This is a genomic window from Methylophaga sp. F7 (assembly GCF_056863975.1).
This window is the reverse complement of the sequence record NZ_CM166511.1, coordinates 1,813,711-1,840,495: the sequence shown is the minus strand read 5'-3', so window position 1 is coordinate 1,840,495 and position 26,785 is coordinate 1,813,711. Positions and strand designations below refer to the sequence as shown.

The following is a 26,785-nucleotide window of genomic DNA, read 5'->3' as shown; positions in this document are numbered from 1 at the left end:
TTCTCTGAATTGGGTTTCAAATGCTGCAATTGGTTGGCCGTCCGGCTTTCTCTGCTTTCCGAATTGAAAAATTGCTGCGCGCTATCCGCGCTGAAGTCGCTGCAGTCAGTGCGTTAAGAAGTGAATATCACTATTTCGCTGAACTGGAAAGTGATGGTCAACTTAATCAAACGGATCTTGTTACCCTGGGGGAGATGCTCGAAGCCAGTAAAGGCAGTAGCAGCGCGCAAGCTCAGGAAAACCTGTTTCTAATTACTCCGCGTCCCGGGACTATTTCGCCCTGGTCCAGTAAAGCGACCGATATTGTGCATAACAGCGGTTTAACAGACATTGTTCGGGTTGAACGCGGTATCGCTTTTTATGTCACCTGCCAATCTACTCTCAGCAGTGAACAACGCGCTACGATTGCAGCAAAATTGCACGATCGCATGATTGAAAGTGTTTTTGATAATGAAGAAGACGCTGAACAATTGTTCATGCATACAGCCCCAAGACCATTATTATCTGTAGATATCCTTAACGGTGGACGTCAGGCACTGGTTGCAGCCAATCAAGATCTGGGTCTTGCTCTGGCTGATGATGAAATTGATTACCTGTTTGATAATTTCACAGCACTTAATCGTAATCCGAATGACATAGAATTAATGATGTTTGCTCAGGCGAACTCTGAGCATTGCCGTCACAAAATATTCAAGGCTGACTGGATTATTGATGGCAAAACCCAGGATCGCAGCCTGTTCGATATGATTCGTTATACTCACGAACAACATCCTGAAGGTGTCGTTAAAGCTTATAACGATAACTCTTCCGTTATCGAAGGCCCACGCAGCCATCGTTTTCAGGTAGATATGAGTGATAATCACTACTGCTACGAAGGCGAGCAGCAGCATATTCTGATGAAGGTTGAAACCCATAATCACCCAACGGCTATATCACCTTTTCCTGGTGCGGCGACTGGTGCCGGCGGTGAAATTCGTGATGAAGGTGCCACCGGACGTGGCTCTAAACCTAAAGCAGGTTTAACCGGTTTTTCGGTTTCAAACTTGCAGATTCCCGGCTTTGAACAACCATGGGAAACCAATTACGGCAAACCGGCCCGTATCGCTTCTGCTTTGCAAATCATGATTGATGGCCCATTAGGTGGCGCGGCATTTAACAATGAATTTGGCCGCCCCAATTTATGCGGTTATTTCCGCACCTATGAAGCTAAAGTGCCATCTGATGATGGCTTTGAAATGCGGGGTTATCACAAACCCATCATGGTAGCTGGTGGGCTGGGTAGTATTCGACCTCAGCATGTTGAAAAACATATCATGCAACCAGGCACGCAGCTGATTGCGCTTGGTGGCCCGGCAATGTTGATAGGTCTGGGGGGCGGTGCAGCTTCCTCGGTGGCTTCCGGTACCAGTGAAGAGGGACTGGATTTTGCTTCGGTGCAACGCGGTAATCCGGAAATGGAGCGCCGTTGTCAGGAAGTTATTGATCGCTGTGTGGCACTTAATGATAAAAATCCAATTGTTTCGATTCATGACGTTGGTGCCGGTGGTTTATCCAACGCGTTTCCGGAGTTAGTGGATGACAGTGGTCGTGGCGGGCGATTTGAACTTCGGGTCATCCCAAATGATGAACCGGGCATGTCACCGATGGAAATCTGGTGTAATGAATCTCAGGAACGCTATGTATTAGGCGTAAACCCTGAAGATATTGAGTTGTTCCAGGCCATTTGTGAAAGAGAACGCTGCCCCTGGGCGATTGTAGGTGAAACCACCGAAGACCAGCATCTATTGCTGGGTGATGCCCAATTTGAAAATAATCCAATCGATATGCCGTTATCGCTGCTATTGGGTAAGCCGCCAAAAATGCTGCGCGATGTCAAACATCACAGCATACCTAAACCCGAGTTGGAACTGAGTGGTATTACTGTTAGTGAGGCATTGGAGAGGGTATTAAAACTACCAACGGTCGCCAGCAAAAACTTTCTGATTACCATCGGTGATCGCAGTATAACTGGCCTGGTGGCCAGGGATCAGATGGTAGGCCCCTGGCAGGTGCCGGTTGCCGATTGTGCAGTAACGCTGGCAGATCACCACGGCTTACTGGGTGAAGCCATGTCAATGGGGGAACGTACACCTTTGGCGGTTATTGATGCTCCGGCATCGGGTCGGATGGCGATTGGTGAAGCATTAACCAATATTGCTGCGGCGGATATTGAGAAAATAAGTGATATCAAACTGTCAGCCAACTGGATGGCCGCATGTGGTCATAGCGGCGAAGATGCTTTGTTATATGACACTGTCAAAGCCGTTGGCATGGACTTATGCCCGCAACTGGGCATTGCCATTCCGGTGGGTAAAGATTCGCTGTCGATGAAAACAGTCTGGGAGGAAAAGGGCGAAACCAAAGCGGTTACTTCGCCGTTATCACTTATTATCAGCGCATTTTCGCCTGTTACCGATACCAGTAAAACGCTTACGCCACAATTACGGACCGATCTGGGTGAAACCCGTTTAATTTATCTGGATCTCGGTCACGGTCATAACCGTCTGGCAGCCTCAGCTCTGGCCCAGGTTTATAATCAGGTTGGGCATCGTGGTCCGGATGTAGACGATGCACGTACTCTGAAAAACTTCTTTGCGGCCATGCAGCAATTGAAGCAGGACCAACTGGTTCTGGCATATCACGATCGCAGTGATGGGGGTCTTATCACCACTTTATGTGAAATGGCTTTTGCCGGGCATTGTGGTCTGAATATCAATTTGAATGGACTGGGTGAAGCTTTACCAGTGCTGTTTAATGAAGAACTGGGTGCCGTCATCCAGATCAAGGCTGAATATCAAGATGCTGTACTGGAAGTTCTGCAGCAGTTTGATTTAAGCAAACACAGTCATATTATTGGTGAAGTCTCAACAGATCAAACGATTCAAATAAGCGTTAATAATGAACAAGTATTAAACCAGCGTCGTCAGGTATTACAAAAATTCTGGGCTGAAACCAGCTACCGGATGCAGGCATTGCGTGATAACCCTGATTGTGCCGAGCAGGAATTTGCTGCATTGGATGATGAGCAAGATCCCGGTTTGCACGCTAAGCTGAGTTTTGATCTCAAAGAACAAGTCGCCGCGCCATTTATTATCAGTGGACAGCGACCTAAAATGGCGATTCTGCGTGAGCAGGGTGTCAATGGTCAGCTGGAAATGGCCGCAGCATTTGATCATGCTGGCTTTACTTCAGTGGATGTACATATGAGCGACATTGTTGAAGGTCGCGTTTCTCTGGCTGATTTCAAAGGTCTGGTGGCCTGTGGTGGTTTCTCATATGGTGACGTTCTGGGAGCCGGGCGTGGCTGGGCCAGTACCGTTTTACACAATGCGCGTGCACGCGATGAGTTTGCGACGTTTTTTGCCCGTGAAGATACCTTCTCGCTTGGCGTATGTAATGGCTGTCAAATGCTGTCACAATTGAAATCATTGATTCCTGGCAGTGAGCATTGGCCGCGGTTCAGTCGTAATTTGTCTGAACAGTTTGAGGCACGTTTCTCATTGGTTGAAATCACCGAATCACCATCAATTCTGTTGCAGGATATGGCGGGTTCGATCATGCCTATTGCCGTTGCACATGGAGAAGGGCGGATTGACTTCAGCGAAGGTGGCAGTATGTCGGACGCGTTAGTGGCGATGCGTTATGTAGATCATTATGGTCAGCCCACTGAGCGTTATCCTTTTAATCCTAATGGTTCTGCAAATGGACATAACGGTTTTACCACCACAGATGGCCGTGTCACTATTCTGATGCCGCATCCAGAACGGGTCATCCGTAGTGTTCAGCATTCATGGTATCCAGATGACTGGGGCAAAGATGCACCATGGTTAAGGGTGTTCCATAATGCAAGACGTTGGGTCGGCTAAAAAATTGAATACCTCTTGAGTCCATCAAGGGGTATTTTTTTATCTGAGGATAAAAGCATTACGCTTAACGCCTATGACTGACTCAACCAACAACCAGTGTTACTTGGCAGGACGTTTGATGCGTCTGCTGATACTAATAATGCTATTGGCGTCTCACGGAATACTGTTTGCAGCCACCTCTGAACAAAAAGATCTCGAAAATTGGCAATATCGTTGGGGAGATTCACCATTTGTTGATGGAAAACCGGTATGGACCATGCCGGATCAGGAAAGTCATGCCGACTGGCAGTCCATTCCCAAGCCTACCTATCCTCCTGATCGGCAGGGCCAAGAAAATATCTGGTATCGCACCACTTTGCCAGATATAAATCTGATCGATCCAGTCGTGTTTATTTCCAGTATTGATTTAATTGCCGAGGTTTATCTCGATCAGCAGCTTATTTATCGCTTTGGTGAATTTGATGCGGAGGGAAAGGGGAGTATGCGGGGTGGCCATGGCATATCATTGGTCTGCCAGATGATTTTGCTGGCCGTACGCTATACTTCCGGGTCTATTCTGACTACACCGATATTGGTTTGTGGGGAGAAAAGAAGCTGCTTGAACGCTCTGCAGCATTACTGAATATACTCAATAATTCGCATAGCGATTTAGTGATTTCGGCATTCTTTTTCTTTATCGCACTGATTGCATTTGCATTTTCTGCAATGCGCGGTGATAACCGTGAGTTTATATATCTTGGATTATTTTCACTTGCCAGTGCAGGAAATCTGCTGGGAGAAAGCCAGGCATTACAACTACTGATATATGCGCCGTTAGCAAAAACCTATTTAGCGGCTATATCGTATTTTTCGATTCCGATTTTTATCGCATTGATACTCAATTACTGGCTCGCCGTACAAAGCGGTAAATTGATGCTGCGTATCGCCCAAATGCATATGCTTTATGTAGTGCTGTGTCTGTTATTAACATTGTTTGGAGCCTGGCACCTGGCCCATTTCTACCCGATTTTCGATATGTTATTTGTTATCACACTGGTGATCATGCTTTGGTTTTGTATTCGTCATTTCACGGTGATGAATACCGAACAAAGGTTGGTCATGGGGGCGTTTGGAATTTATGCCATATTTTTTCTGATTGATATGATTATTGCTCATGGTTTTGTGCCCTGGGTGAACTTTCCATTGGCCTTTGGCGGGTTAATCTTTGCGTTAATTCTGGTGGTTGTTTCGTTAAGACATTATCGGCAGATCCAACTGGCTTTAAAAGAATTAAATGTGTTGCTGGAACAGAGGGTGAGCGAACGAACTGCTGCTTTACAGAATTACGTGTTACTTGAACAGCAACGGGCAAATCAACTGGCTTTGATCAATGACTTCAGCCTTCGACTGGAAACCCTGATAAGTCGACTACAACCTAGCCAGAGCCTGCAGCAGGCCGGTAATATGATTTGTCAGGAATTACATAAGGTTTTTGCACCACTACAGCTGCGTGTATCGACCTTCAATGAATTTGCGGATTTATCACCAAATTCTGTTTTGAATGATAAGTATCGAATTGAGATTGATGATTTGCGGCTGGGTAAACAAACGTTCATTACCTTTGAACTGCTGGATCTTTCCACTGAAACATCAGAAATGCGGCAAGTGATTGAACAATTTATATTCAGGGCAATTGATAGATTAAGCGTGACGTTGAGTGGTATCAAGCATAGAGAAGACCTGCATATCATGTCATTTGAAGATGCTTTGACTGGCTTGAAAAATCGCCGGTATTTTGATGATGCCCTGCAACGTGAACTCCAACTTGCTGAGCGTTATCAACAATCATTATCTCTGCTGATTTGTGATATCGATAATTTCAAACAGTTTAATGATCGTTTTGGTCATGACGCGGGTGACATGGCATTGCGTATAGTTGCTTCATTGATGTTAGAGCATTTTCGTGAAACAGATATACCCTGTCGTTACGGTGGCGAAGAGTTTGTTGTATTGATGCCGGCCGCCCATCTTCAGGACGCGTTGGATCGAGCCAATACGTTATTGGAAAAAATTGCTGCCAAAACGATTATTTATCAGGACAAAGAGTTGGGCAGTTTGACTATCTCGGTGGGTATTAGTAGTTGGGATGGACGAGGAGATATACCACACCAGCTGCTACAGAATGCTGACAAGGCCCTGTATCGGGCAAAACAGTCTGGTCGAAACCGTGTAGAGGTTGCCTCTCCTTAGATCATATAAAGGGTAATTATTTTGCAAAGTGAAAATTTATGTAAAGGTGTGCTTCACGCCCAAGAGTAATGAATTTAATCCGTTAGAATATAGTCAGAAGTTTATAAATTGAAAAAAATAATAAGGACAGTGTATGAAAACCCTATTCACGATAATGATCGCAGCAATTTTTACCGTCAGTCTGGCAGGTTGTCAGATGAGTAAACAAAACGTGGGGGCTGGTTTAGGCGGTGTTGCAGGTGGTGTACTTGGTTCTAATGTTGGTGGTGGAACTGGACGAACCGCAGCCATCATAGGCGGTACTATTTTAGGGGCAATGGTGGGTGGTCATATTGGTAGTGAAATGGATGAGCTGGACAGACGCCGCACATATGAAACATTTGAAAATACCCCTACAGGACGTACTAATTCCTGGAATAATCCTGATACCGGAGCACAATACAGTGTTACTCCTACCCGTACCTATGAAACGAATGACCGCCCATGTCGCGAATACGAGATGGACGCCTATATTGACGGGCAACGTGAAGTCGTTAAAGGCACTGCTTGCCGTAACGCCAATGGGGAATGGGTAAATCAGTAACCCACAATAAACCTGATAAAAAAACCGGCGTCAGCCGGTTTTTTTATGGCTAAAATAAATTTCAGGACTGTTTCTTTGGGCAGAATGGACCAATCTGCCAAAAATGACGACATTTAAACTCATCTTCACACTCAGCGAGTTGGTTTGAGTATTTTTTGGCTCGTTCACTTACCTGCCTGGCTTTAAGCTGTACCTGTGGTTTAGCCTGATAACTACCGCGCCGATAGCCGGTTTGACCTTCATGATATGCCAGGTATAGATGTTTAGGGTTATCCATAGAGATATCTAACATGCGTTGACTGCGTTGGTTGTACCAACCGATAAAGTCTGTGGCATATTTCATATGTGTCCGACGGGCCAAGGGACTGGCGTTATCTGCCAGATATTCCTGCCAAACCTGATTTTGCGCCTGGGCATAGCCATAAGCAGATGATGTTCGTGACCAAGGAATTAAGTCCAGTAATTTGCTTCTAGGTGGGCGAACAAGGCTTTGAAAACTCGATTCCGATTGTATAAAAGCCATTTGTGAGGAAACAGGGGTTCCCCATTTTATTTCTGATACTTTTGCGTAGTCATACCAACGGGGTTGTTCACGAAACAACTCACATAGATTCTGTTGATTGTCAGGCAGGTTAACTGTGGTATCGGAGCAGCTGGTCGTTATTAAAACGAATAGCAATAACATGCTTACAATCGACAACTTAATAAAAAGTTCATGCATCAATAAAGCTTTTGCTGGACGAGCTGTCATCATGATATTGCCAAATTAGTTTGGTAAAAGCATTACATGTCAGAATAGCAGAGCCACTTTCAGAATTATGCATTACAGCGAGTCTTTTATAAATGGAATTAACTATAGATATACATACGTCTCTGGGGTTATTTATCAGCCTTGCAATACTGGCCGCCATACCAAGTATAAGCGTGCTATTAGTCTCCTCCAGAGCCGCTGTATACGGCTTCAGCCATGGTGCTGCCGTAGCTTTGGGCATTGTGATGGCCGACATTCTGTTTATCAGTATTGCACTATATGGTATGGGCTTGTTACTGCCATTAATAGGTCACTGGGAATTGCTTATCCGGATGCTGGCAGCGGCGTATCTATTCTGGCTGGCAATACTGCTTTGGCGTCAAAAAGACTTGAAACAACCCGCTTTACAAGTTGATCCACGGATCTCATTAAAAAGCAGTTTTTTAATGGGGTTTATTGTGACATTGGCAGATCATAAAGCGATTCTGTTTTATATGGGATTTTTCCCTGCCTGGGTCACATTAAGTGAGTTAACCCTTACCGACACCGGTGTTATTTTTCTAGTGACGTTTATAGCGGTAGGAGGGGTAAAGTGTGTTTATGCCTTTCTGGCAGCAACTGTCGGTCAGTCGTACTTCAAACAAGGACATCAATACTTGAATAAACTGGCCGCAATATTGTTAGTCGGTGTCGGAGCAATGATAGTTTTATCATTATGGAAATAACCATATAAATGTATGGCTTTACAGCTATAAGAGGTATATCAAACGTTCATTAAAGGACTTTAATGAAGAAAATGCTGGCAGTAGCATTATTTTTCTGTCATTTGTTATAAATGACGACAGAAAATAAACTGAAACAGATGAATAATTCATCCGGTTCTTGGGGGGAAGATGATTGATAAAATATTTTTAGCCAGGTTAATGGTCAGCGGATGGTTTTAGGTGTTTGTTAATCACGTTATACATGCGATCTGCTAATGATTGGCTCTAAACCAGTTTTTCTGTTCAGCCGATATCTGAACTTACAGATTGTTAAAGCGATGGTGCTGGTTGGGCTGGCCTATTATTTTGGTGCCCTGGTGGCCATTCATCAGACCATCACCCCCGAAGGTATCGCCATCCTCTGGCCTCCCAATGCGATATTACTGGCAGCATTTCTGATTTATCCAAAACATTATCTACCCTTTGTTGCAATAGCCGGCATCATTGCAGAGCTAGTAGCGTCTATCCCGGCATTTCCGGTCTGGGCAGCAAGCTGTTTTGCAATAATCAACATTGCTTCGGTTTCACTGGCAGCTTTTTTTATCCGACGCAAAAGTGGTCAGAATTTTAATTTCAAAAACCTTAAAAATGGTGCATGTTTTTTATTTTTTGCGCCATTTTTATCGGCTTCATTCGCCGGGCTTTCTGGAGCTATCGTCTATGTATTAATGGGGCGAACCGACACCAGCTATATTAATTTATGGCAGTTGTGGTGGTTTGGTGATGCGTTGGCCATGCTGGTATTAACGCCATTGATTGTGGTTTTATGGCGCTGGCTCCAGGCAGGGCAGCCACAATTTAAATTACATTATTTATTGGAAGCATTAATTCTCTGGACGGCTGTGATTGTGATTGGTTATCAAAGCTTTACCGTTGAAGCCTATGAAAAAGCTTTTTTGTTTTTCACGCCTATCTGGTTAGTATTGCTTGGTATTTTGGCTGCAATTCGCTTGGGCGTCGTCGGTGCAGCAGCAACGGTTGCTTTGATTACCGTTTTTGCTGTCGAACACTTAATGCGTGGTACCCATCCGATAATCGTCAATACACCACAGAATGCCGTTTGGCTGACGCAGGAATATCTTGCCATTATTGCTGTCGTCTCGATTGGCCTGGCGATGCTGATTCAAGAGATTTCTGATCAACGTGATGTGCTTAAACAACATGAAAATGCATTAAAAGCACAAAACCAGTTTTTAGAGGAGCGGGTGAACGAACGCACTTTGGCATTGAAAGAGGTCAATCAAGCATTGCAAAAAGCCAATGAACGATTGGCTAAAAGTGCCGCAACTGATGAGCTGACGGGTATTCCCAACCGGCGACATTTTCTCGGTGAAGTACAGCGTGAGTTACAGCGTTTAAGGTTGGATGGACAAACTGCCAGCGCCATAATGATCGACCTGGATCACTTCAAACAGGTCAATGATAACCTGGGGCATGAAGCCGGCGATTTAGTGTTGTGTAATATTGTAGAGCCGATCAGTAGTGCTATCAGGCCCAGAGATTTATTTGGACGTATGGGGGGAAGAGTTTCTGGTTTTTTTATCCGGCGCTGATCATGAATTGGCTAATACGGTGGCTGAACGTATTCGAGCGGAAATTGAATCACTTGAAGTTCTTTACCGAAATCAGAAAATCAACGTTACAGCTAGTCTCGGCGTGGCGCAATGGGATGGACGCAGTCATCTGGATGAATTGTTTCATCAGGCTGATAAAGCACTATATCAAGCGAAAAACAGGGGAAGAAACCAGGTGGCTAGTTTAACTCAGTCAGACTCCGACTCAAACGACAGACCATCACACGAAAATCATTTTGAGCTGCCTTAGGTTTTTTTATCTTTTATCTCCGATGCTGTTGTCATCTTTAGAGATAACCAAGCTTTATTCAATCGTTCAGTTCAGGTAAGCGACTGGCTCCCCAGCTACGATGAATACGATCTATTACACGTTGTAATTCTTCAGATTTGACCAATGCAAATTGGCCAGGCTCTAACGGATCATAATGAAATATGTACAACCGCGAGGCAAACTCCTCAAAAGGCAAGGATGCTTCGCCAAACCGTTCAGAATTTCCCGACGTACTGACCTGAATATCATCGCCCCAGTTCTGACCGCTGTCATTGTTGGGATTGTAGAAATAGACTCGCATGACACTATTTGGATCCAGTGTAACCCTTAAGATAGTAATCGCATGCCAGCCAACAAACCGCAGGGCACTATCAGTAACCGCAATACCTGCCGGTTGAGGATGAATCAAAGGCTGATTGTCATTGTAATAGGGGTGATAACTGGCATAGAAATGTCTAAGAAACACCTCCAGCTGCATTAGTTTGCCTGAGGCTACATCAACATTAATACTGAATCCGCGACCACACCACCAGCCATGAAACTCCGGATTAACCCAGCGATGAGGATCACCCTCACGATCAATACAGCAACGGCCCATTTCGGCATAAATCCGATCCAGATGCGGTACCAGGATAAGTGAAACCGGATCCAGATCCATGGGTAAATGACTGGCGAGACCTGAAAGACTGTCTTGTGATGAAATTGCCTTACCTTCGAAATGCATAATGATTTCATCATCACGTGCCGCCCAAACCACCATCTGTAAAAGATAATCCGGATCGTTATAGGCCCACATCGACATCGCTCTGGCCGACTGACAGGTCGGGTTATTACCCTGGCCAATGCCTAAAGGCTGTCCAAGCACACATAACACGCCTTCCAGTAATCGGCTGCTTGCACCTGGAGAATCGCCAAATAACGAATTCAAACGTTCTTCTGCCGCTGGAGAGAGAGGGAGCGATAATTGTCGCCATAAAGAGGGCGCCATTGCAGGTTGATAAAGAATGCCACGCTCCAGCATTAAGGAAAGACCGTAAACAGCTTGAGCGGTTTCAGGATGAATAGCTTTAGCAATAAGTGCCCGTACCAGATCACTGAAACTCAGCAGACAATCTCGACCGGTAGAGGATAAGCCCAATGCCTCACTTAACAGATAATCAGTTTCTTCCGATAAATGTCTGAGTAATACAGAGTGATAGGGCGACACCAGACCGGTATCATGCATCGCACGGGCAAAACCGCTGGCTTCATATTGAAGTGCAGCATTGTCCATGCTCTGCAGTCGTTGCTTATAAATTTCGACGCCCGGATCTTCTCTACAGGCCTGTGTTGGCCCGAACAGACTGCTAATCAATCGATCGGCGCCCTGACCACTATTGCCCATATCAATATCGGGATTTTGGCGGCAGATAGCAATTTGCGTCACCATCTGTTTGACATGATCGACTTGAATAGGCCGTTGCTGCAGAATTCGCCAGATTTCATCAATTAATTGATCAATAACGTGCTCATAGCCAATGCTTTCTGCCAGATGGTGCAACAAGCCCCGACTGATCTCAGCCAAACGACCCTGCAATTCCCGTTCTGCTTCATCGGCTGCCGAAAATAAGCGTTTCAGATTAACGGCCAGTACCTGTGTCAGAAAATGATGAGCCTGTTCTGACGAAATTTCCGGATGCACATATTCCTGTTTGGTCACTGCCAAAAACCTTAATTCGCTTAAGGTTTCAATAATCACCGTATAGACATCATTACTGAGCAGTGCCGGCGCACTCAGCGCCGGTATCAGGATCTGCGGTTTGGCATAATCTGAATTATCAAACGCACCAGCTTTTTCGATACGCTCAATATGCTGTGAAATAATCTTGAAGCCACCATCGGCATGCAAAACCCGCTTGACGGTATCAAACAAGCGCCCAGCCTTGGTAGGCTTGCTAAAACTTGGCGCCTGTTCCAATTGCTTAATGGCTTCATCCAGACGTTCAATCAACAAGGACTGATTCGGATCTGGATATTCAATGACATTGGATTCAATCAAACTGTTTACCTGCTTTCTGCTTTTACTGCATGTGTGCTTAGGGCTTGTTTATCTTTCATATCCAACACTGCTGGAGGCTATTTTTCCGTCCTACAAGGCGGAAATGATGCGATGTAGTTGTTCTACATAAGTCATTTCCAACGACGTAGGGCGGGAAAATAGCCCCAGCCCTTCGGGTTGTGACTGAAAAAGCGCCACTCTACGTTACTAGTCGCTTATTTAGAATAACTAAAAGGCGCTCCTCGTGCCTTGATTGACGCTTTTTCAGCTCACAACAGAGATGGAGATGAAAGATTAACAAGCCCTAGAGTAATCGACTAAATATAGAAATCCAATGATTCCTGTTCTTTTAGTAAATCACGCATCACGACGGGATCTTTGCCGAAGAAGTATAGCAAACCCCAATGTGTACCAAAGGCGGTGCGTTTAGTGACGGTTTCTTCCAGTGGTGCAGTCAATTCATGATAATCGAAATAGGGATTATCTTCGGTTTCCTGTGGAATTTCCAAACGGCTGACCACGCGACGACGAGGATAAACCCCAAAGCATCCAGCGACGCCTTTGGCATCCACTACTTCTTTCGGGAAGAAGCTGCTGATTTCTTCTTCAGTCGTTTTCGGATCGAAAGAAAGAATCAACGCATGGTAAGCATTAAAGCCATATGCCCGCTGTAGTAATTCAAATACTTTAAAACCGGGTGGACGATAGGCGACTTCACCGAAGTACATTTCACCATCACTGGTAACAAAGTATTCCGGATGTACAAAACCGAATTCAATATCAAACGTTTTAATCAGTTTTTCGATCTGTCTGGTTATTTCTGGACGATATTGTTCAAGTTCAGGCGTTGCCGGAACAAACACTGAATAACCTAACGTGACATATTCCGAAATATTCAGAAAACGAATTTTACCGTTATGGATCCAGGCCTCGACAGCAAATTCCCAGCCATCCAAATGCGACTCCATTAATACCGGAAATTCTTCATCCGGAATCATATCCACTTCGTCAGGTGTACGAATCACCCGGTGTCCAAGACAACCTGCTTTATCAAATGCTTTCAGATGAATAGGGTCATTAGGATCGCCATCCAATTTGAGTAGAGTCTGATTAACGCGTTTCAGAAAACGGACTACATCATCTTTATCATGTGCTTCTTCAAAAATACCAACCCGAATGCCACCCAGCTGAGCACGACGCTTCATCAAGGCTTTATCACGTAATAACAGTGACTGACCAAATAGTCTGGGGTTATTCATTAACACTGAGTTGATTGCTCCGGCCCATTCAACCGTTTCTTCAAATAAGGGAATCGCCACATCAACACCGGCTTCCTGCAGTGTTTGGGCGATTTCAAGCGAACGATCATTGAGTCGTTCAAAATTCCATTTGATATAGGGAATGTTGTGTTCAGTGCAATATTCTTCTGCCCAATCAGGCGCGACGACAACATATTGTCGATCGAATGATTCGGCAGCTTCAACAGCGTTCAGACTCCATCCCAGTAATGCGATATAACCTTTATCTGGATTGAAGCTGTGTTTCGCTGATTCTGCCATAAATTACCACCTTTGAAATTTAATAAATAAAACAATACCTTACAGATTTCACGGTGATATTGATAATCACCGGAACTGTTTAAAGGTCATTGAAGGACGCCATCGTCATGCAGGGGGCCAATGCCCATGCGAGATATAATGAGACACTAAAGGGGACTGATTAAGGCTAAATTGGTTTCATCTGCGGGAATTTAACAAGGCTAAATTAGCTTCTTAGTGTGGATAAACGGCAACATATCGGCTTGGGTTAAAGGCGCGGGCCATTAATAAGGCAAGTATTCCAAGTCCAGTGAGAGCAACCCAGGCCATAGTGAAACTTTGCAATGAATCACGCATCCAGCCCGCGATCCATGGTGCGATAGCTGCAATCATTGAGCCTATACCCTGAACAAACCCAGCCAGTTTGCCAGCCAGCAGAGAGTTTGTTTGATGATCCATGGTCACTATTAATGCCATGGGGAATATCCCGCCAATACCTAACCCGGCAATCGCTGACCACAACCATAAACTTATATCCGGTCTAAATGCCATACCACCAAATCCAATAATTTGCAGTGTACATAGCACATAAAGAATTCGGCGCCTGTCGATATTTTTAGCCGAAAGAGCGGGAAATAATAAACCGGCCACGACTTCCATCGCAGTGAGAAGACCAAGCATCAGGCCGGCCTGCTTTGCAGTGTATCCTTGTTCTATGGCATAGGGTGATAACCAGGCCAGAACACAGACATAACAGCTGGAACCCAATGAAAAAAAGATTGCCAGATACCAGCTGCGCCTATTACGCCATAGGCCCGGAGTAGCCACAATTTGTGCGTCATCATCCTGAAAACGTTTTGCATCGGGCTTGTAAAACCACCAGGCTATCAGTGCTATTAATGCCAGCAGACTCCAGCTGCCCAGACCCATCCGCCAGCCGTATTCAGCTTCAATGAACGGGGAAATCGACGCTGAGATTGCTGCTCCCAACATAATGCCGGTGATATACAGCCCCATCATTCTAGGATGTTGTGAACCGTAAATATTTTTGATCACCATTGGCATCAACGCCTGAATCAGGGCGATCCCCAGTCCAGCCAATAACGCAGTGATGATCAGGTTACTGGCATCGAAAGCCCATAAACGTAATGCCGCAGACAAAACAATCAGCACAATTGAAAAGAGAATGATTTGATTTACACCAAAACGATGGGCGAGTTGGTAACCGGCGAGACAAAACAGTCCCATTGCAAATACAGGCAGGGTTGTCAGTAATGATGCGAGCTTGAAGCTTAGGGTTATATCCTGTTGAATCGCAGGAAGTAGCGGGCCTACTGAAGCCAGGATAGGCCGCAGATTTAATGCTACCAGCACAATTACCACAGCAAAAATAATTTTCTGCAGAGCTGAAGCGTCGTGTTCTCTGGCGGACATGCCATTCCTTTAATTTGGTTTTTATTGAAGAGAAAGAGTTGCTGCAAATCAGCTACACGCCATTTTGGCGGGCAAGGGAAAACTAAGCAAATAGTTAGATGGCGCGAATAGTGATTATTACAGCGGGTTTAAGTTGGGCAGGGGAGTTTATCTATTGTTCAAATTCAATTGTTCATGCAGCTAATTGACAGGAGGCACAAAGGTGAATGGAGACAGCAAACTGCTGCCTCCAGGAGCAACCTTCTCAGGAAAGCAGCTTCTCGCGCTTGGGATCATAAAACGGTAATTTAACCAGTTCACCAGCAAGTCGCTTCTGCTGACCATCCAGTTTTCCAACTTCAAGCCGGCTTCCAATGTGAGCAAAGTCGGGAGCGACTCTAACCATGGCTATGTGTTTACCCATTAACGGCGAATAAGTCGCACTGGTCACAATGCCTACCGGGAATCGGCCGCTATATACGTGATCTCCATGTGCCGCAGGATCGCCTCCTTCAAGCAGCATGCCCATTAGTTTATGACGACTTGCAGGAGCATGACGGGCCAGTGCGTCACGGCCAATAAAGTCTTCTTGTTTACTATCGAGTGGCACACTGAATCCGGTGCCGGCTTCAAATGGTGTGATTTCATGGGTAAATTCATGATCAGCCATACTTAAACCAGCTTCTATACGCAATATATCCAGCGCATCAAAACCCATAGGCGCAATATCATAAGCCTGACCGGCTTGCCAGACAGCATCCCATACGGCCGGTGAATCATCCGGATGGCACCAGACTTCATACCCTAGCTCACCGGTATAACCGGTGCGTGAAATCATCACCGGAATGCCGGACGGTCCACTAAGACGTCCAATGGTGAAGTGAAACCATTTGAGTTTTTCCACACTGGGTTGGCTGTCCGAAGTCCAGACTATTTCGCTTAGTAATTCGCGGCTTTTCGGCCCTTGTACTGCCAGATTATCCAGTTGTTCAGTTGCATTGCGAATACTGACTTTAAAACCTTTTTGCTCAGCTTTTTCCCGCATCCAGACACCGGTATATTCCGCGCCGCATATCCAGCGATAGGCTTGTTCACCCATCCGGAAAATAGTACCGTCATCAATCATGCCGCCGGTTTCCAGACATATTGCTGAGTGAGCAATTTCGCCAATCGCCATGCGGCTGACATTCTGGGTTAATACATATTGTAAAAAGGCCACGGCGTCCGGGCCGACCACTTCGAATTTACGTAATGCTGATAAATCCAGCACCGCTACTCGTTCACGACAGGCCAGGTATTCTGCATTGGCTCCCCAACCATCGTATTCATTGGCGACCCAATAGCCGGCATAGTCGATAAATTTTTTGGTCAGTTCAGAAGTTCGGTTATGAAAACCGGATGCTTTGGTCATGCGAGGTAACTCCTCAGAAGTGGTTCGATGGGCAATGGCGCGGGGAAAATTCTGTTCGGCGCCATAAATACGCACATGAATATCGGTGGGCTGCCAGCCATTGGCCGGATCAATATCATCCGGACAGGCCGATGAGGCACAGATAAGATCCCGATCGGCGCGAAACAATACATAATCGCCGGCACGCGACCAGGGTTCATCCATAAAGACAGCACCTGAATCATCAATCGCCGTGTTAAAGAATAAGTTGATCGCTGGCCAGCCAGCACGTGGAGCGATGCCAAACGGTGCCAGTACCCGGTTAAAATTCTCGGTGCAGCTGATATGCCCAAAATAACCGTTGTCGTCGTAGTATTTTGGCGTGCAGGCTAACAGGAAACTGTCATGACGACCGACGGTATCCTGTACCACTTCCACCATCGATAACAGATCGGTTCCCAGAAAACGTGAGTGCAGACCGGGAACCGGATTACTCAAGCCCATCACCGTCCGGGTTGCGGTCGCATCAAGACCAACTTCAATGCCCTGTTCCAAGGCTTGTTTATCAAAGGCGACAAAGTCGGAGCATTGCTTACCATGAACATCGATAATCTGGATCCATTCGCCTTTCTGGACTTCATAGGTTTTTGCTGAGGCGAGAGGGATTCGCAACTCGGATTTAATCGGGCCTAAAGGCTCCGGCAATGAATCGTTGTTGGGTTCGGCGTAGGTGACTTTTATATCAATCTCTGTCACCGGTGACTGTTGAACCACCGTCATTTTTGCACCCGCCGCGACGATGATGACGTTAAGCTCGTTGAGTGCTGTTAAATTTGCCGTCTCTGACCCTGAGATAGATAGAACCTGCTCAAGATGGCTCGAATCAATTTGCCAGTTTGCCAATTGACCACGTAATTGTTCTGCAGCTGCCCCTGTCTGCTCAAGCTGTTGTTTGATAGTCACTGCTGGAACAGGGGGCGGTTATCCAGGAGCTCTGGCGCCGATTTGCCATTGGAATTCAATACGATAAGTTCACTGTTCTGCGCTTTATCCTGGCTGGATATTGCCAGTTTATCGCCAGCCATCAGCGAGAGTTTTATCGCTTGATGCCCCGCTAATCGATAGTGTTTGATAACCTTTTCTGAGGGGGAAGTGAAAAAATAATCTTTCCCCCATTGTTGTTGTTGCAGTTCTAACATCTGTTATTCCCAATTACGAAAAATCTGCGATAAATATGAGCTTATCTGGTGCATTTTTTCAGTTTTTCGCAACATTAAAGTGCATAAAAGGAAGTTGCTTTTCCCAAAAAAATGGCTGCTTGTTACTAACACACTATTTATCTTCAACAAGATTGCAGCAATTCTCCTGATGGCATACCTCATTGGGGTTACCCCGGCTTGAATTGACTTTAGATGGCATAAAAACTGCTGTCTCCAGCAAGGAAAACCTCGCGTGATGACGCTTTACACTGATAAATGGTATTCGTGGCTATTTGTCTTTTACTGGCCCAAAGCTGCCGGTAGAGATAAAAAAGACCTCAGCCGAAGGACAATGGAGTCATGCTCAATATCAAACGGAAAAACTGGCCAACGATACAAGAATGGTTGAGTCAGCAATTACAGTTTGTAAAACATAAAAATAAACCCAAACCTCCTCTGGACTTGAATGATCTGGCTTTTAAACTGGCAACCGCCAACGATATTAATGAAATTCTGCCCAAGGTACTCTCTTCGTTACAGGGATTGATAGATGAGCAATTCATTCCTGCTGAGCAGGGCGATCTACTGGTCTTATTCAGCAACCCATTAACGTCAGAATCATTTTTGCATCATTCGATGGAACAAGCGCCATCACAAAAATTGATTCAGAGTCTGCATCAGCATTTCACTATCAGAAGGCCAGAAGAAAATGGTTATATTCATCTGCAGATAAACGGAACTTCAGTTACATGTGTTCCAAGCCGTCTTTTTGAGCATGATAATCAGACCATTTGGCTTTTGATGGTTTTCAGTCAGGCATTGCCGAATGAAAAAAAACTCAAATGGGAAATGGTGTTAATGGAGCAGATTATTGCCAAGGGTTTACAAGCCTGGTTTCAACGTGAGAGCAAGGTTAAACAGGCGTTGGCTGCAGAACGGGCGATTTATGCTGCAGAGCTGCATGATTCACTGGCCCAGGTGCTGGGTTACCTGAAACTTAAAAGTGCCAAGCTTGATAAGTTATGTCTCAAAACAGAGTTTGCCGAGCTGAAGCCGATTACTGAGGATTTGGCTGCCTATACCCAATGTGCCTATCATCAGACTCGTGAACTGATCACTGCCTCGCGACTGACCATGCAAAGTGAGAGTCTGTCCCAGGGCGTGACCAATTCGGTAAGAGAATTTGAACAGCAGTCAGCAATTGTATTTGAATTGGATAACCGGTTGCCAGCGAATCTGTTGCCACCGAAACAGTCTATTCAGATCCTTTACATTATTCGTGAAAGTCTCAGCAATATCGTACGGCATTCTCATGCAAGCCATGCCCGGGTCAGACTGATATTGAAAGACCCCAGGAAACTGCATATCCAGGTCGAAGATAACGGCACAGGCATTGATTTCGCAGCAGCGCGTAGTGACAGTTTTGGTTTGCAAATAATGCATGAGCGTGCCGAGCGGGTGGGCGCAAAACTGCAAATATCGCAACGGCATGATGGTGGCACATTGGTGCAACTGGATATGGATATTGGAGATAAAGTATGAAGCCTATATCCGTGGTCGTGGTAGATGATCATCCACTGTTTCGTCGTGGGGTAGTGGAGCTGCTAAATGACAGTGATGAACTGACAGTGATTGCTGAATATGATTCTGCCAGGTCGTTATTAAACAATTTAAGCAATACCTATCCGGATATTCTGTTACTCGACTTACAGATGCCAGAGCAGTCGGGACTAGACGTGCTCAAACAGCTTCGCAACCATGATGAGCAACTCAAAATCATTATTATCACCGCCTGCAATGATCAGGAAGTTTTACTTGAGGCGTTGCGTTCCGGGGCTAACGGTTTTCTGCAAAAAGATACACCGCCGGATGAAATCCTCTCCCAACTGATATCAGCGGTAAAAGGCAATGTGGTGATCAACGCCGGAGCCGTCACATCTCTTGCATCACATCTTCGCGAACATAAAACGGAAACCGGCAACCAATCGAATGCGGCGTTTACCCAGATGACAGAACGGGAACGTGAAACGCTATTTTATATATCCAGGGGGTTGAACAATAAATTGATTGCCCGCGAGTTAGGGATTAGCGATGGCACGGTCAAAGTGTATGTCAAAAACCTGTTGCGTAAATTGAATCTGCACTCGCGACTGGAATTGGCGGCATGGGCTCACAATAATCACTCGGCTGATTTGCCGGACCGGGAAGGCTGAAATGACCCTACTTAAATGGCCAAATAAAATCGTTAACTCCGCCCCCACAGCATCACAATTGACCCAGCTGCTAAATAGTCTCAGTGATGTCGTCATGATGCTCGATGAACAGCATCAGATAATAATGATTAATCAGTGTTGGCAGGATATTACCGGTATCAGCATAGAGCAAACCCAAGGCAAGGTGTTTACTGACTTTCTCCATCCAGAGGATATTTCTAACTGGATACAGTTGTTGCAGAACATGCGTTGTGAAGCAAAAGAAGTTATCTGGTTTCGCCTGATAAGTGCCAGTGGCGAACTGCGCTGGTGTGAAATGCGCTTACAGTCAGTGGAAAAAAATAAACTCTATCCATTGTCGGCCACACTTTGTGATATTACCCCCCAGGTTCGTAATGAGCAGGTGCGTCATGCCAGCTACCGGAGTTTGCAAAGTCTTGTGGATCGTTTACCGGCCATGTTGTATCGAGCGCGAAACAATATCAGCTGGTCGATGGAATATGTCAGTGAAGGCTGTGAATATGTAACCGGTTACAGTGCCCAAACTATGTTGAATCAACCACAGGTGTCACTGGGGGCGATGATTCATGCAGCAGATGCAGGCTATGTCTGGGAGCAGGTGCAGATCGCTCTGGAAAACCAAAACACGTTTACTATCCAATACCGTCTGACCCAGGCAAATGGAAATGAAATTGTAGTTCTTGATAAGGGGAGGGGGTTGTATTCCGAGAGTGGAATGGTACTTGGTGTTGAGGGAATTATTTTTCAGATAGCTGAATAAATAGGTATTTTTCCACTTAATTAACCACTTACCCTGTTTGGGATACCCATAGAAGAGGATTTTTCATCACGCCATAGCAAGTTACTTTTACGCTGACAGCTGCATTAAACGCAGCCTCATGTTTATAAATAACTTTGATGGAGTGAACCTATGTCAACTCGAGTAGCGGTACTTGGCGCTGGACCCAGTGGCCTTGCACAACTTAGAGCATTTCAATCCGCCCAGTCAAAAGGGGCTGAAATTCCAGAAATAGTCTGCTTTGAAAAACAAAGTGATTGGGGCGGTTTGTGGAATTACACATGGCGCACCGGCCTGGATGAAAATGGTGAACCGGTACATGGCAGTATGTACCGTTACCTTTGGTCTAATGGTCCCAAGGAATGTCTGGAATTTGCCGATTACACTTTTGAAGAACATTTCGGTAAACCGATTGCCTCTTATCCACCGCGCGAAGTGTTGTTTGATTACATTAAAGGCCGGGTAGAAAAGGCCGGTGTACGTAAATATATCCGTTTTAACACCGCTGTTCGCAATGTAACCTACGATGATGCCAGTCAAAAATTCACCGTCACAGTTCAGGATCACAGCACAGATACGGTTTACGCTGAAGAATTTGATTACGTGGTCTGTGCTACTGGCCATTTCTCTACGCCAAAAGTCCCCACCTTTGAAGGCTTTGATAAATTTGGTGGACGTATTCTGCACGCCCATGACTTCCGTGATGCGTTGGAATTTAAAGACAAAGATATTTTGCTGGTGGGCAGCAGTTATTCTGCGGAGGATATCGGTTCGCAATGTTACAAATACGGTGCCCGCAGTCTGATTAGCTGTTATAGAACGGCACCCATGGGCTATAAATGGCCGGAAAACTGGGATGAAAAGCCTAATCTGGTCAGAGTTGATACCGATACGGCCTATTTTATCGATGGCAGTTCGAAAAAAATTGATGCGATTATTTTATGTACCGGCTATTTACATTACTTCCCATTCCTCTCCGATGATTTACGCTTAAAGACCAACAATCGTTTGTGGCCGCTGAATCTCTATAAAGGCGTGGTCTGGGAGGATAATCCGAAGTTTTTCTATCTTGGCATGCAGGATCAATGGTACTCATTCAATATGTTTGATGCGCAGGCCTGGTATGTTCGAGACATTATCATGGGGCGTATTGCATTACCGTCAAAAGCTGACATGAAGGCGCACAGTATGATGTGGCGGGAGAAAGAGCTGACGCTGGAAACGGCTGAAGAAATGTATACCTATCAGGGCGATTACATCCAGGAATTAATTGATGCCACGGACTATCCTTCATTTGATATTCCAGCCGTCAATCAGACTTTCCTGGAATGGAAATATCATAAGAAGAAAAACATTATGACCTTCCGTGATCACTCGTATCGGTCGCTAATGACCGGCACTATGTCGCCACCTCATCACACCCCTTGGTTGGAGGCTTTGGATGACTCGCTAGAAGCCTATTTGTCTGACAAAAGCGAAGTGCCCGTTGCTAAAGAAGCCTAACAACACAAGTATGCTCACAAACTAGGATAATAAAATGACGGGATTAACCAAAATTGTCGATAAAACAGTCGCACCTATCGAGACTGATCTGGATGGATGGACCAAGGTTGAAGGCAATCCAACCATGAAAACCTGGATTGAATATACCAGTCCTGATGAATCAATGATCACCGGGTGTTGGGAAGCGACACCAGGCCTCTATCATGCGGTTTATGCTGGATGGGAATTTGTACATCTGATTGAAGGCGATGTAGTGGTTACGCCGGATGATGGTGAGCCACAAAGTTTCGGACCAGGAGATGCGTTTATGCTGGAGAAAGGTTTTAGTGGAACCTGGTTGATTAAAAGTAAGGTTTATAAACACTTTGCTATCAAGTTAAAGTAATGTTCATAAACTCAATAAGGAGTGTGCCTGAAAGCATGCTCCTTTTTTGATTCGCTAATAATGGATGTAAAGCAATTTCGAAATGATAAAAGCAATTTTTACAGCAAGCGAAAATCTGGGTGGGCAACGACAAGTCCCGGAAATTGATCTGGTTGCGGGAAAAGGTATTAAAGGCGACCGCAATTTTGATAGAAGCCAATGGCCGGGGCAGAACATTACCTTTATCGAACAGGAAGAAATCAGTGAGTTTAATCGGCGTTTTTCGCAGCAGATTAGTCTGTCTGATACCCGGCGGAATGTAATTACCGAAGGCGTCCGTCTTAACGATTTAGTTGGACAGGTTTTTCGGATTGGCGATGTCAGTTTCAAGGGCGTAGAACTTTGTGAACCTTGCTCTACCTTGGGCGCATTACTGGAAAACGATAGCATAAGCAAAAAAGCTATCGTCAAAGCATTTACGCATAAAGCCGGACTGCGTGCCGATGTTCTGTCAGATGGTCAAATCAGAGTGGGAATGCAGATTGAACCTGTCGTGAAGTAGCCAGCTTTATCCAAGCTACTCCACCACAGAAAGCTTTATCTATTGGTATCAGATTCCCGATGTAAAACATCCAATAAAGCAAACATTGCTTGTCTGCTTCGTTTCAGCTGATCGATGTTATCCATTAATTCCACTTCCTTTTGTACAAACTCGGTCTCGGGCAAGGGATGCTTTTCCAATGCCAGAAAGGCTTCAACCGTGCCAGGCTCAACTTCCAGATGAAACTGTAATGCCCAAATCCGCTTGCCAAAATAGAAACCCTGACAGGGAGTAATCCTACTATCGGCAAAACAACGGGTATTTTCAGGTAACTCTACACAATCTCCATGCCAGCTAAGTGGGGTTAAATCATCAGGCATCCATGTTATTTCGGGATCGATTTTATTGACGGAAAACCAACCGATCTCCTGTTGAGCATTTGGATATACTTTGGCCCCCATGGCTGATGCAATTAACTGACAGCCGAGACAAATCCCCAGCACAGTCTTTTCTGCGTCAATCGCTTCACGGATAAGTTGTTTTTCACCAATCAGCCAGGGATAGTTGGTTTCATCATAAGTGCTCATAGGCCCACCCATAATGATTAACCAGTCAAACTCGGTGACTGAAGGTAATTGAACATGCTGATCCAACCGATAAGTAGTCAATTGAAACGGTTTATCTGCAAACCAATGCCGCATGGAACCAATCCATTCGCCATCAGCATGCTGAAAGATAGCGACTTTCTGCATTCGCAACTCCAAAATCTGATTAATACAGATAGCAGGGAGCTATCTGAAAAAAGTAAACTGCGAATCGCGGCGTTACGAGCAGTATGTGAACGATAGCGAATACTAATAGAAAAGCATAGTCTTGGGGCCTGTAAATCTTTCATTTCTGCCTTGTTGGAAAAAAATAGCCTTCAGCATTAGTCGCCTTGAAAAATCAAAGGCCAACAGAATGATTTAAATCCAATATTTATCATCAAAATCTATATTCAACTAAGGTTGCTAACGATCTTAGCTATAACCGTGAAGGTTTCAATTAAATGTTGCGTCACATTAAGCTACTGATTAAACATAAAAAAAATGTGGTGCCCCATTTTTACTCACTTTACGCACAATTGTGGTGCAAACTGGTTTACAGTTGATGAAATATAGGATTACTATCACTCCGGCAACCCTATAGTTAAAAAAAGTTATAAATAAAATTTGTCGAGGAACGGGTTGTTAATTTAATAAAAATCAACGGAGAGAACGTATGTCAAAGTTAACTGCATTATCAATAAGTATTGCTTTATTAGGAGCTATTTGGGCGTACCTGGCTTTAGGTCCATTAGCTGGTTTTGTTTTGGTCTGGGCAGGTTTTATTGCCTGGGCATGTTTCTTCCATACCGGTGCTGATATGCCGGCTTTACAGAAAACCATTGTGGGCATGAGCTATGGTGCGGTGATTGCTGGCATTGCTTTATTGTTAGCGACTACCAACCCGCTGGGTTTACCAGGTGTTGTAGGAACCGCTATTTATGTCGGTGTAACCGTATTTTTCCTGGTTATTGTGGCCAGATTTGATTTGTTATCGGTGGTACCAGCCAATGTTTATGGTTATGCCGCAACTGCCGCATTTGGTTTACAAACAGCAAATGCTGGAAGTGCCATAACTATGGATATGACTAATCCTGTATTGATCATCATTCTTTCCACGATTCTTGGTGCGGTTTTTGGTTTGTTATCTGCCAAACTGGCTGCTGCAATCGAAAAGAAATCTTAATATTGAACCGCATTTAAGCGGTTTTTTTATAACCATTTCAGGGCCGGTATAACTGAAAGATATTTCAGTTATACCGGCCCTGAGTTATGAATACTCCGTTAATCATGGATATTGAATTGCGATGAATTTGTTGACATGCTCATCGCACCCATTTTAATAAAATAGATTTGGACTTTTATGCGTTCAGCCATTTTTCTACTATTAATTTTATCCACTATTGTACTGGCCACATTTCCCATTTTCTTTACCTGGGCTAATCGTGTTGAACCCAGTTTTATTGGTTTACCGTTTGCCTTTCTCTGGCAGATTGCCATGGCGTTATTAGGCGCCTTTTTTCTGGCTTGCTGGTATCTGGTTGAGAGTCGTAGTGGTGATCTGGATATTGAAGTAGAGTCGGAGGCATCAAAATGATTCCAATGTTGATGCTGGCGGGTTTTCTGGGACTTATCCTATGGATAAACCGTCGTCAGATGGGCGTGAAAACGCTGAATGATTATGCAACAGCAAGTCATAGTATTGGGGTGTTGGGTATTACCTTAGGCTTTCTTGCTACCTGGTATGTCGGTGCCGGGTATACCGTGTTTTCAGGGTTTGCCGTCAGTTTTGGCATGATCGGTATGTACGTTATTCCTTATGGCATTATCACCATGCTGGTGATGTATCTGGTCGCTGAAAAATCCTTTATCTGGGGCAAGAAATATAACATCCGTACCCAGTCAGAACTGCTGGGGTTACGTTATCGAAGCGATGCAATCCGGGTATTAACAGGTTTTGCCGGTGTAGCGTTATCAGTACCGTGGTTATTAATGGAGTGGTACACCATTGGTTACGTTTTTAATTATGCGACTGATGGATTTATAAGCCCGTTACTGGGCATGATCATCGGCATATTTGTGGTGGTGTTTTATGTCGCACTCGGTGGCATGCGTTCAGTTATCACTGCCAATATTATTCAGGGTCTGTATATGCTGATTGCGGGATCAGCCATTCTGTTATGGGTTATTTATACCCAGCTTGGCGGTATTGAAGGCGCTATGCAACGCATATTGGAACAAAGCCCCGAAGCATTAACCTTTCCCGGTCCCGGCTGGGATATGTCGCCAAATTACTGGATGGCGATTGTCATAACCAGTGGTCTGGGCGGCTTTATGTGGCCATGGGTCTATAACAAGTTATTTGCTGCAGACAGTATTCGTACCATCAAACAATCGGTGTTATTTGCGCCGACGCTGGGTATTCTGTCATTCGGTTTACTGTTTCTGCTGGCAATGGCATTACATCCACTCCCATTTGCTCAACAAAATCCTCAGGAAGCAATGTTCTGGATCCATAGTCAGGCAGGTGCATGGCCGTTGGGGTTCTTTGCGGTGCTGGTAATGGCGGCAAGTCTGGGGACGGTGAGCAGTATCCTTAATGCTATGTCTACCGCAATTTCAGGTGATCTGGCACAGGTCATTAAACGTGATATCAGTGAGAAAACTGCCTTGCAAATTGCCCGTTGGTCAGTAGTTTTTATGAGTATCGGTGCATTGATTGGGGCTTATATACGAGAAGGGCAATTAGTGTTTCTGGCGTTGATGACTTATCAGGGCATGATTGTTTTATCTCCGGTGGTGTTACTTGGGTTGTATTGGAAGCGTGCCAATAAAATCGGTGCAGTGAATGGGTTTTTGGCGGGGATGGCAGTATCATTTGGCTTAACCATCTTTGAGCCAGCATTTATCATCACTTATGGCTGGACACCCGGCGTGTATGGCTTTTTAACCACATTGAGTATTATGCTGATTGCTGGATACTGTCGACCGGTAGAGTCACATGTGGAAAAACTCTGGCAGGATATTGCCATAGCAAAAAGCACCAAGCCCACAGGAAAATTAGCTACTGCAAAATCAAATTAGTTGTGATGAAAAATTATAACCGTTTGCCAAATTGTGGATGGT

The 26,785-nt window shown here is 45.0% G+C and carries 21 protein-coding genes and 1 pseudogene; 15 read left to right on the top strand and 7 right to left on the bottom strand.

Annotation, left to right across the window (positions count from 1 at the left end; genetic code table 11):
- Positions 1–20 precede the first annotated feature (20 nt).
- The 4 genes from purL to AC08OG_RS09290 all read left to right on the top strand — a co-directional run bounded on the left by purL (position 21) and on the right by AC08OG_RS09290 (position 6,717).
- A complete protein-coding gene (purL, locus tag AC08OG_RS09305; protein WP_482929365.1) occupies positions 21–3,905 on the top strand; it encodes a phosphoribosylformylglycinamidine synthase in 3,885 nt (1,294 codons plus the stop codon).
- A 118-nt stretch (positions 3,906–4,023) separates the two neighbouring features.
- Complete coding sequence (locus tag AC08OG_RS09300; protein ID WP_482929364.1) at positions 4,024–4,527, top strand: hypothetical protein; 504 nt, start codon at positions 4,024–4,026, stop codon at positions 4,525–4,527.
- The gene (locus AC08OG_RS09295; RefSeq protein WP_482929363.1) at positions 4,482–6,134 is read left to right on the top strand and encodes a sensor domain-containing diguanylate cyclase; all 1,653 of its coding nucleotides are present in this window, start codon (positions 4,482–4,484) and stop codon (positions 6,132–6,134) included. The genes AC08OG_RS09300 and AC08OG_RS09295 overlap by 46 nt, the downstream gene beginning before the upstream one ends.
- 133 nt (positions 6,135–6,267) lie before the next feature.
- Entirely contained in the window at positions 6,268–6,717 is a 450-nt protein-coding gene (locus AC08OG_RS09290) for an RT0821/Lpp0805 family surface protein (protein WP_292357434.1), read from the top strand.
- Positions 6,718–6,778: 61 nt separating this feature from the next.
- Here AC08OG_RS09290 and AC08OG_RS09285 read toward each other — a convergent pair whose 3' ends face one another.
- Positions 6,779–7,471 (bottom strand): transglycosylase SLT domain-containing protein, encoded by a 693-nt coding sequence (locus AC08OG_RS09285; protein WP_482929362.1) that lies wholly within the window; start codon positions 7,469–7,471, stop codon positions 6,779–6,781.
- Positions 7,472–7,560: 89 nt separating this feature from the next.
- On the opposite strand from AC08OG_RS09285, the gene AC08OG_RS09280 reads away from it, so the two are divergent.
- Both AC08OG_RS09280 and AC08OG_RS09275 read left to right on the top strand, forming a co-directional pair.
- Positions 7,561–8,193, top strand: coding sequence for a LysE family translocator (locus tag AC08OG_RS09280; protein ID WP_482929361.1), 633 nt, complete (start codon positions 7,561–7,563; stop codon positions 8,191–8,193).
- A 254-nt stretch (positions 8,194–8,447) separates the two neighbouring features.
- Positions 8,448–9,986: pseudogene (locus AC08OG_RS09275) on the top strand (GGDEF domain-containing protein); the annotation flags it as partial.
- Between the two features lie 128 nt (positions 9,987–10,114).
- On the opposite strand, the gene AC08OG_RS09270 reads toward AC08OG_RS09275, so the two are convergent.
- From AC08OG_RS09270 to AC08OG_RS09250, 5 genes are all read right to left on the bottom strand, one after another.
- Entirely contained in the window at positions 10,115–12,115 is a 2,001-nt protein-coding gene (locus AC08OG_RS09270) for a hypothetical protein (RefSeq protein WP_482929360.1), read from the bottom strand.
- Positions 12,116–12,432: 317 nt separating this feature from the next.
- Complete coding sequence (locus tag AC08OG_RS09265) at positions 12,433–13,674, bottom strand: ATP-grasp domain-containing protein (RefSeq protein ID WP_292357424.1); 1,242 nt, start codon at positions 13,672–13,674, stop codon at positions 12,433–12,435.
- 213 nt (positions 13,675–13,887) lie between these two features.
- A complete protein-coding gene (locus AC08OG_RS09260; RefSeq protein ID WP_439503452.1) occupies positions 13,888–15,087 on the bottom strand; it encodes a cyanate transporter in 1,200 nt (399 codons plus the stop codon).
- Between the two features lie 244 nt (positions 15,088–15,331).
- On the bottom strand, positions 15,332–17,419 hold the full coding sequence (locus tag AC08OG_RS09255; protein WP_482929359.1) for a DUF1989 domain-containing protein: 2,088 nt from the start codon (positions 17,417–17,419) through the stop codon (positions 15,332–15,334).
- Positions 17,416–17,655 (bottom strand): hypothetical protein, encoded by a 240-nt coding sequence (locus tag AC08OG_RS09250; protein ID WP_482929358.1) that lies wholly within the window; start codon positions 17,653–17,655, stop codon positions 17,416–17,418. The genes AC08OG_RS09255 and AC08OG_RS09250 overlap by 4 nt, the downstream gene beginning before the upstream one ends.
- Positions 17,656–18,015: 360 nt before the next feature.
- On the opposite strand from AC08OG_RS09250, the gene AC08OG_RS09245 reads away from it, so the two are divergent.
- The 6 genes from AC08OG_RS09245 (at position 18,016) to AC08OG_RS09220 (ending at position 23,096) form a co-directional block, all read left to right on the top strand.
- The gene (locus tag AC08OG_RS09245) at positions 18,016–19,197 is read left to right on the top strand and encodes a sensor histidine kinase (protein WP_292357417.1); all 1,182 of its coding nucleotides are present in this window, start codon (positions 18,016–18,018) and stop codon (positions 19,195–19,197) included.
- Positions 19,194–19,868 carry a response regulator gene (locus AC08OG_RS09240; RefSeq protein ID WP_482929357.1) on the top strand — a complete coding sequence of 225 codons (675 nt, stop codon included), beginning with the start codon at positions 19,194–19,196 and terminating at the stop codon, positions 19,866–19,868. The genes AC08OG_RS09245 and AC08OG_RS09240 overlap by 4 nt, the downstream gene beginning before the upstream one ends.
- 1 nt (position 19,869) lies before the next feature.
- Positions 19,870–20,649 (top strand): PAS domain-containing protein, encoded by a 780-nt coding sequence (locus tag AC08OG_RS09235; protein WP_292357413.1) that lies wholly within the window; start codon positions 19,870–19,872, stop codon positions 20,647–20,649.
- A 150-nt stretch (positions 20,650–20,799) separates the two neighbouring features.
- Positions 20,800–22,170: an NAD(P)-binding domain-containing protein gene (locus AC08OG_RS09230; protein ID WP_482929356.1), complete on the top strand. Its 1,371-nt coding sequence runs from the start codon at positions 20,800–20,802 to the stop codon at positions 22,168–22,170.
- 34 nt (positions 22,171–22,204) lie between these two features.
- Positions 22,205–22,555: a cupin domain-containing protein gene (locus tag AC08OG_RS09225; protein ID WP_482929355.1), complete on the top strand. Its 351-nt coding sequence runs from the start codon at positions 22,205–22,207 to the stop codon at positions 22,553–22,555.
- An 82-nt stretch (positions 22,556–22,637) separates the two neighbouring features.
- The gene (locus tag AC08OG_RS09220) at positions 22,638–23,096 is read left to right on the top strand and encodes an MOSC domain-containing protein (protein ID WP_482929354.1); all 459 of its coding nucleotides are present in this window, start codon (positions 22,638–22,640) and stop codon (positions 23,094–23,096) included.
- Between the two features lie 35 nt (positions 23,097–23,131).
- On the opposite strand, the gene AC08OG_RS09215 is transcribed toward AC08OG_RS09220, so the two are convergent.
- The gene (locus AC08OG_RS09215) at positions 23,132–23,827 is read right to left on the bottom strand and encodes a type 1 glutamine amidotransferase (protein ID WP_439503446.1); all 696 of its coding nucleotides are present in this window, start codon (positions 23,825–23,827) and stop codon (positions 23,132–23,134) included.
- A gap of 508 nt (positions 23,828–24,335) precedes the next feature.
- On the opposite strand from AC08OG_RS09215, the gene AC08OG_RS09210 reads away from it, so the two are divergent.
- From AC08OG_RS09210 to AC08OG_RS09200, 3 genes are all read left to right on the top strand, one after another.
- Positions 24,336–24,845, top strand: coding sequence for a DUF1097 domain-containing protein (locus AC08OG_RS09210; protein ID WP_482929353.1), 510 nt, complete (start codon positions 24,336–24,338; stop codon positions 24,843–24,845).
- Between the two features lie 177 nt (positions 24,846–25,022).
- Positions 25,023–25,256: a hypothetical protein gene (locus tag AC08OG_RS09205; protein ID WP_292357390.1), complete on the top strand. Its 234-nt coding sequence runs from the start codon at positions 25,023–25,025 to the stop codon at positions 25,254–25,256.
- Positions 25,253–26,743 carry a sodium:solute symporter family protein gene (locus AC08OG_RS09200; protein ID WP_439503443.1) on the top strand — a complete coding sequence of 497 codons (1,491 nt, stop codon included), beginning with the start codon at positions 25,253–25,255 and terminating at the stop codon, positions 26,741–26,743. The genes AC08OG_RS09205 and AC08OG_RS09200 overlap by 4 nt, the downstream gene beginning before the upstream one ends.
- Positions 26,744–26,785: the final 42 nt, after the last annotated feature.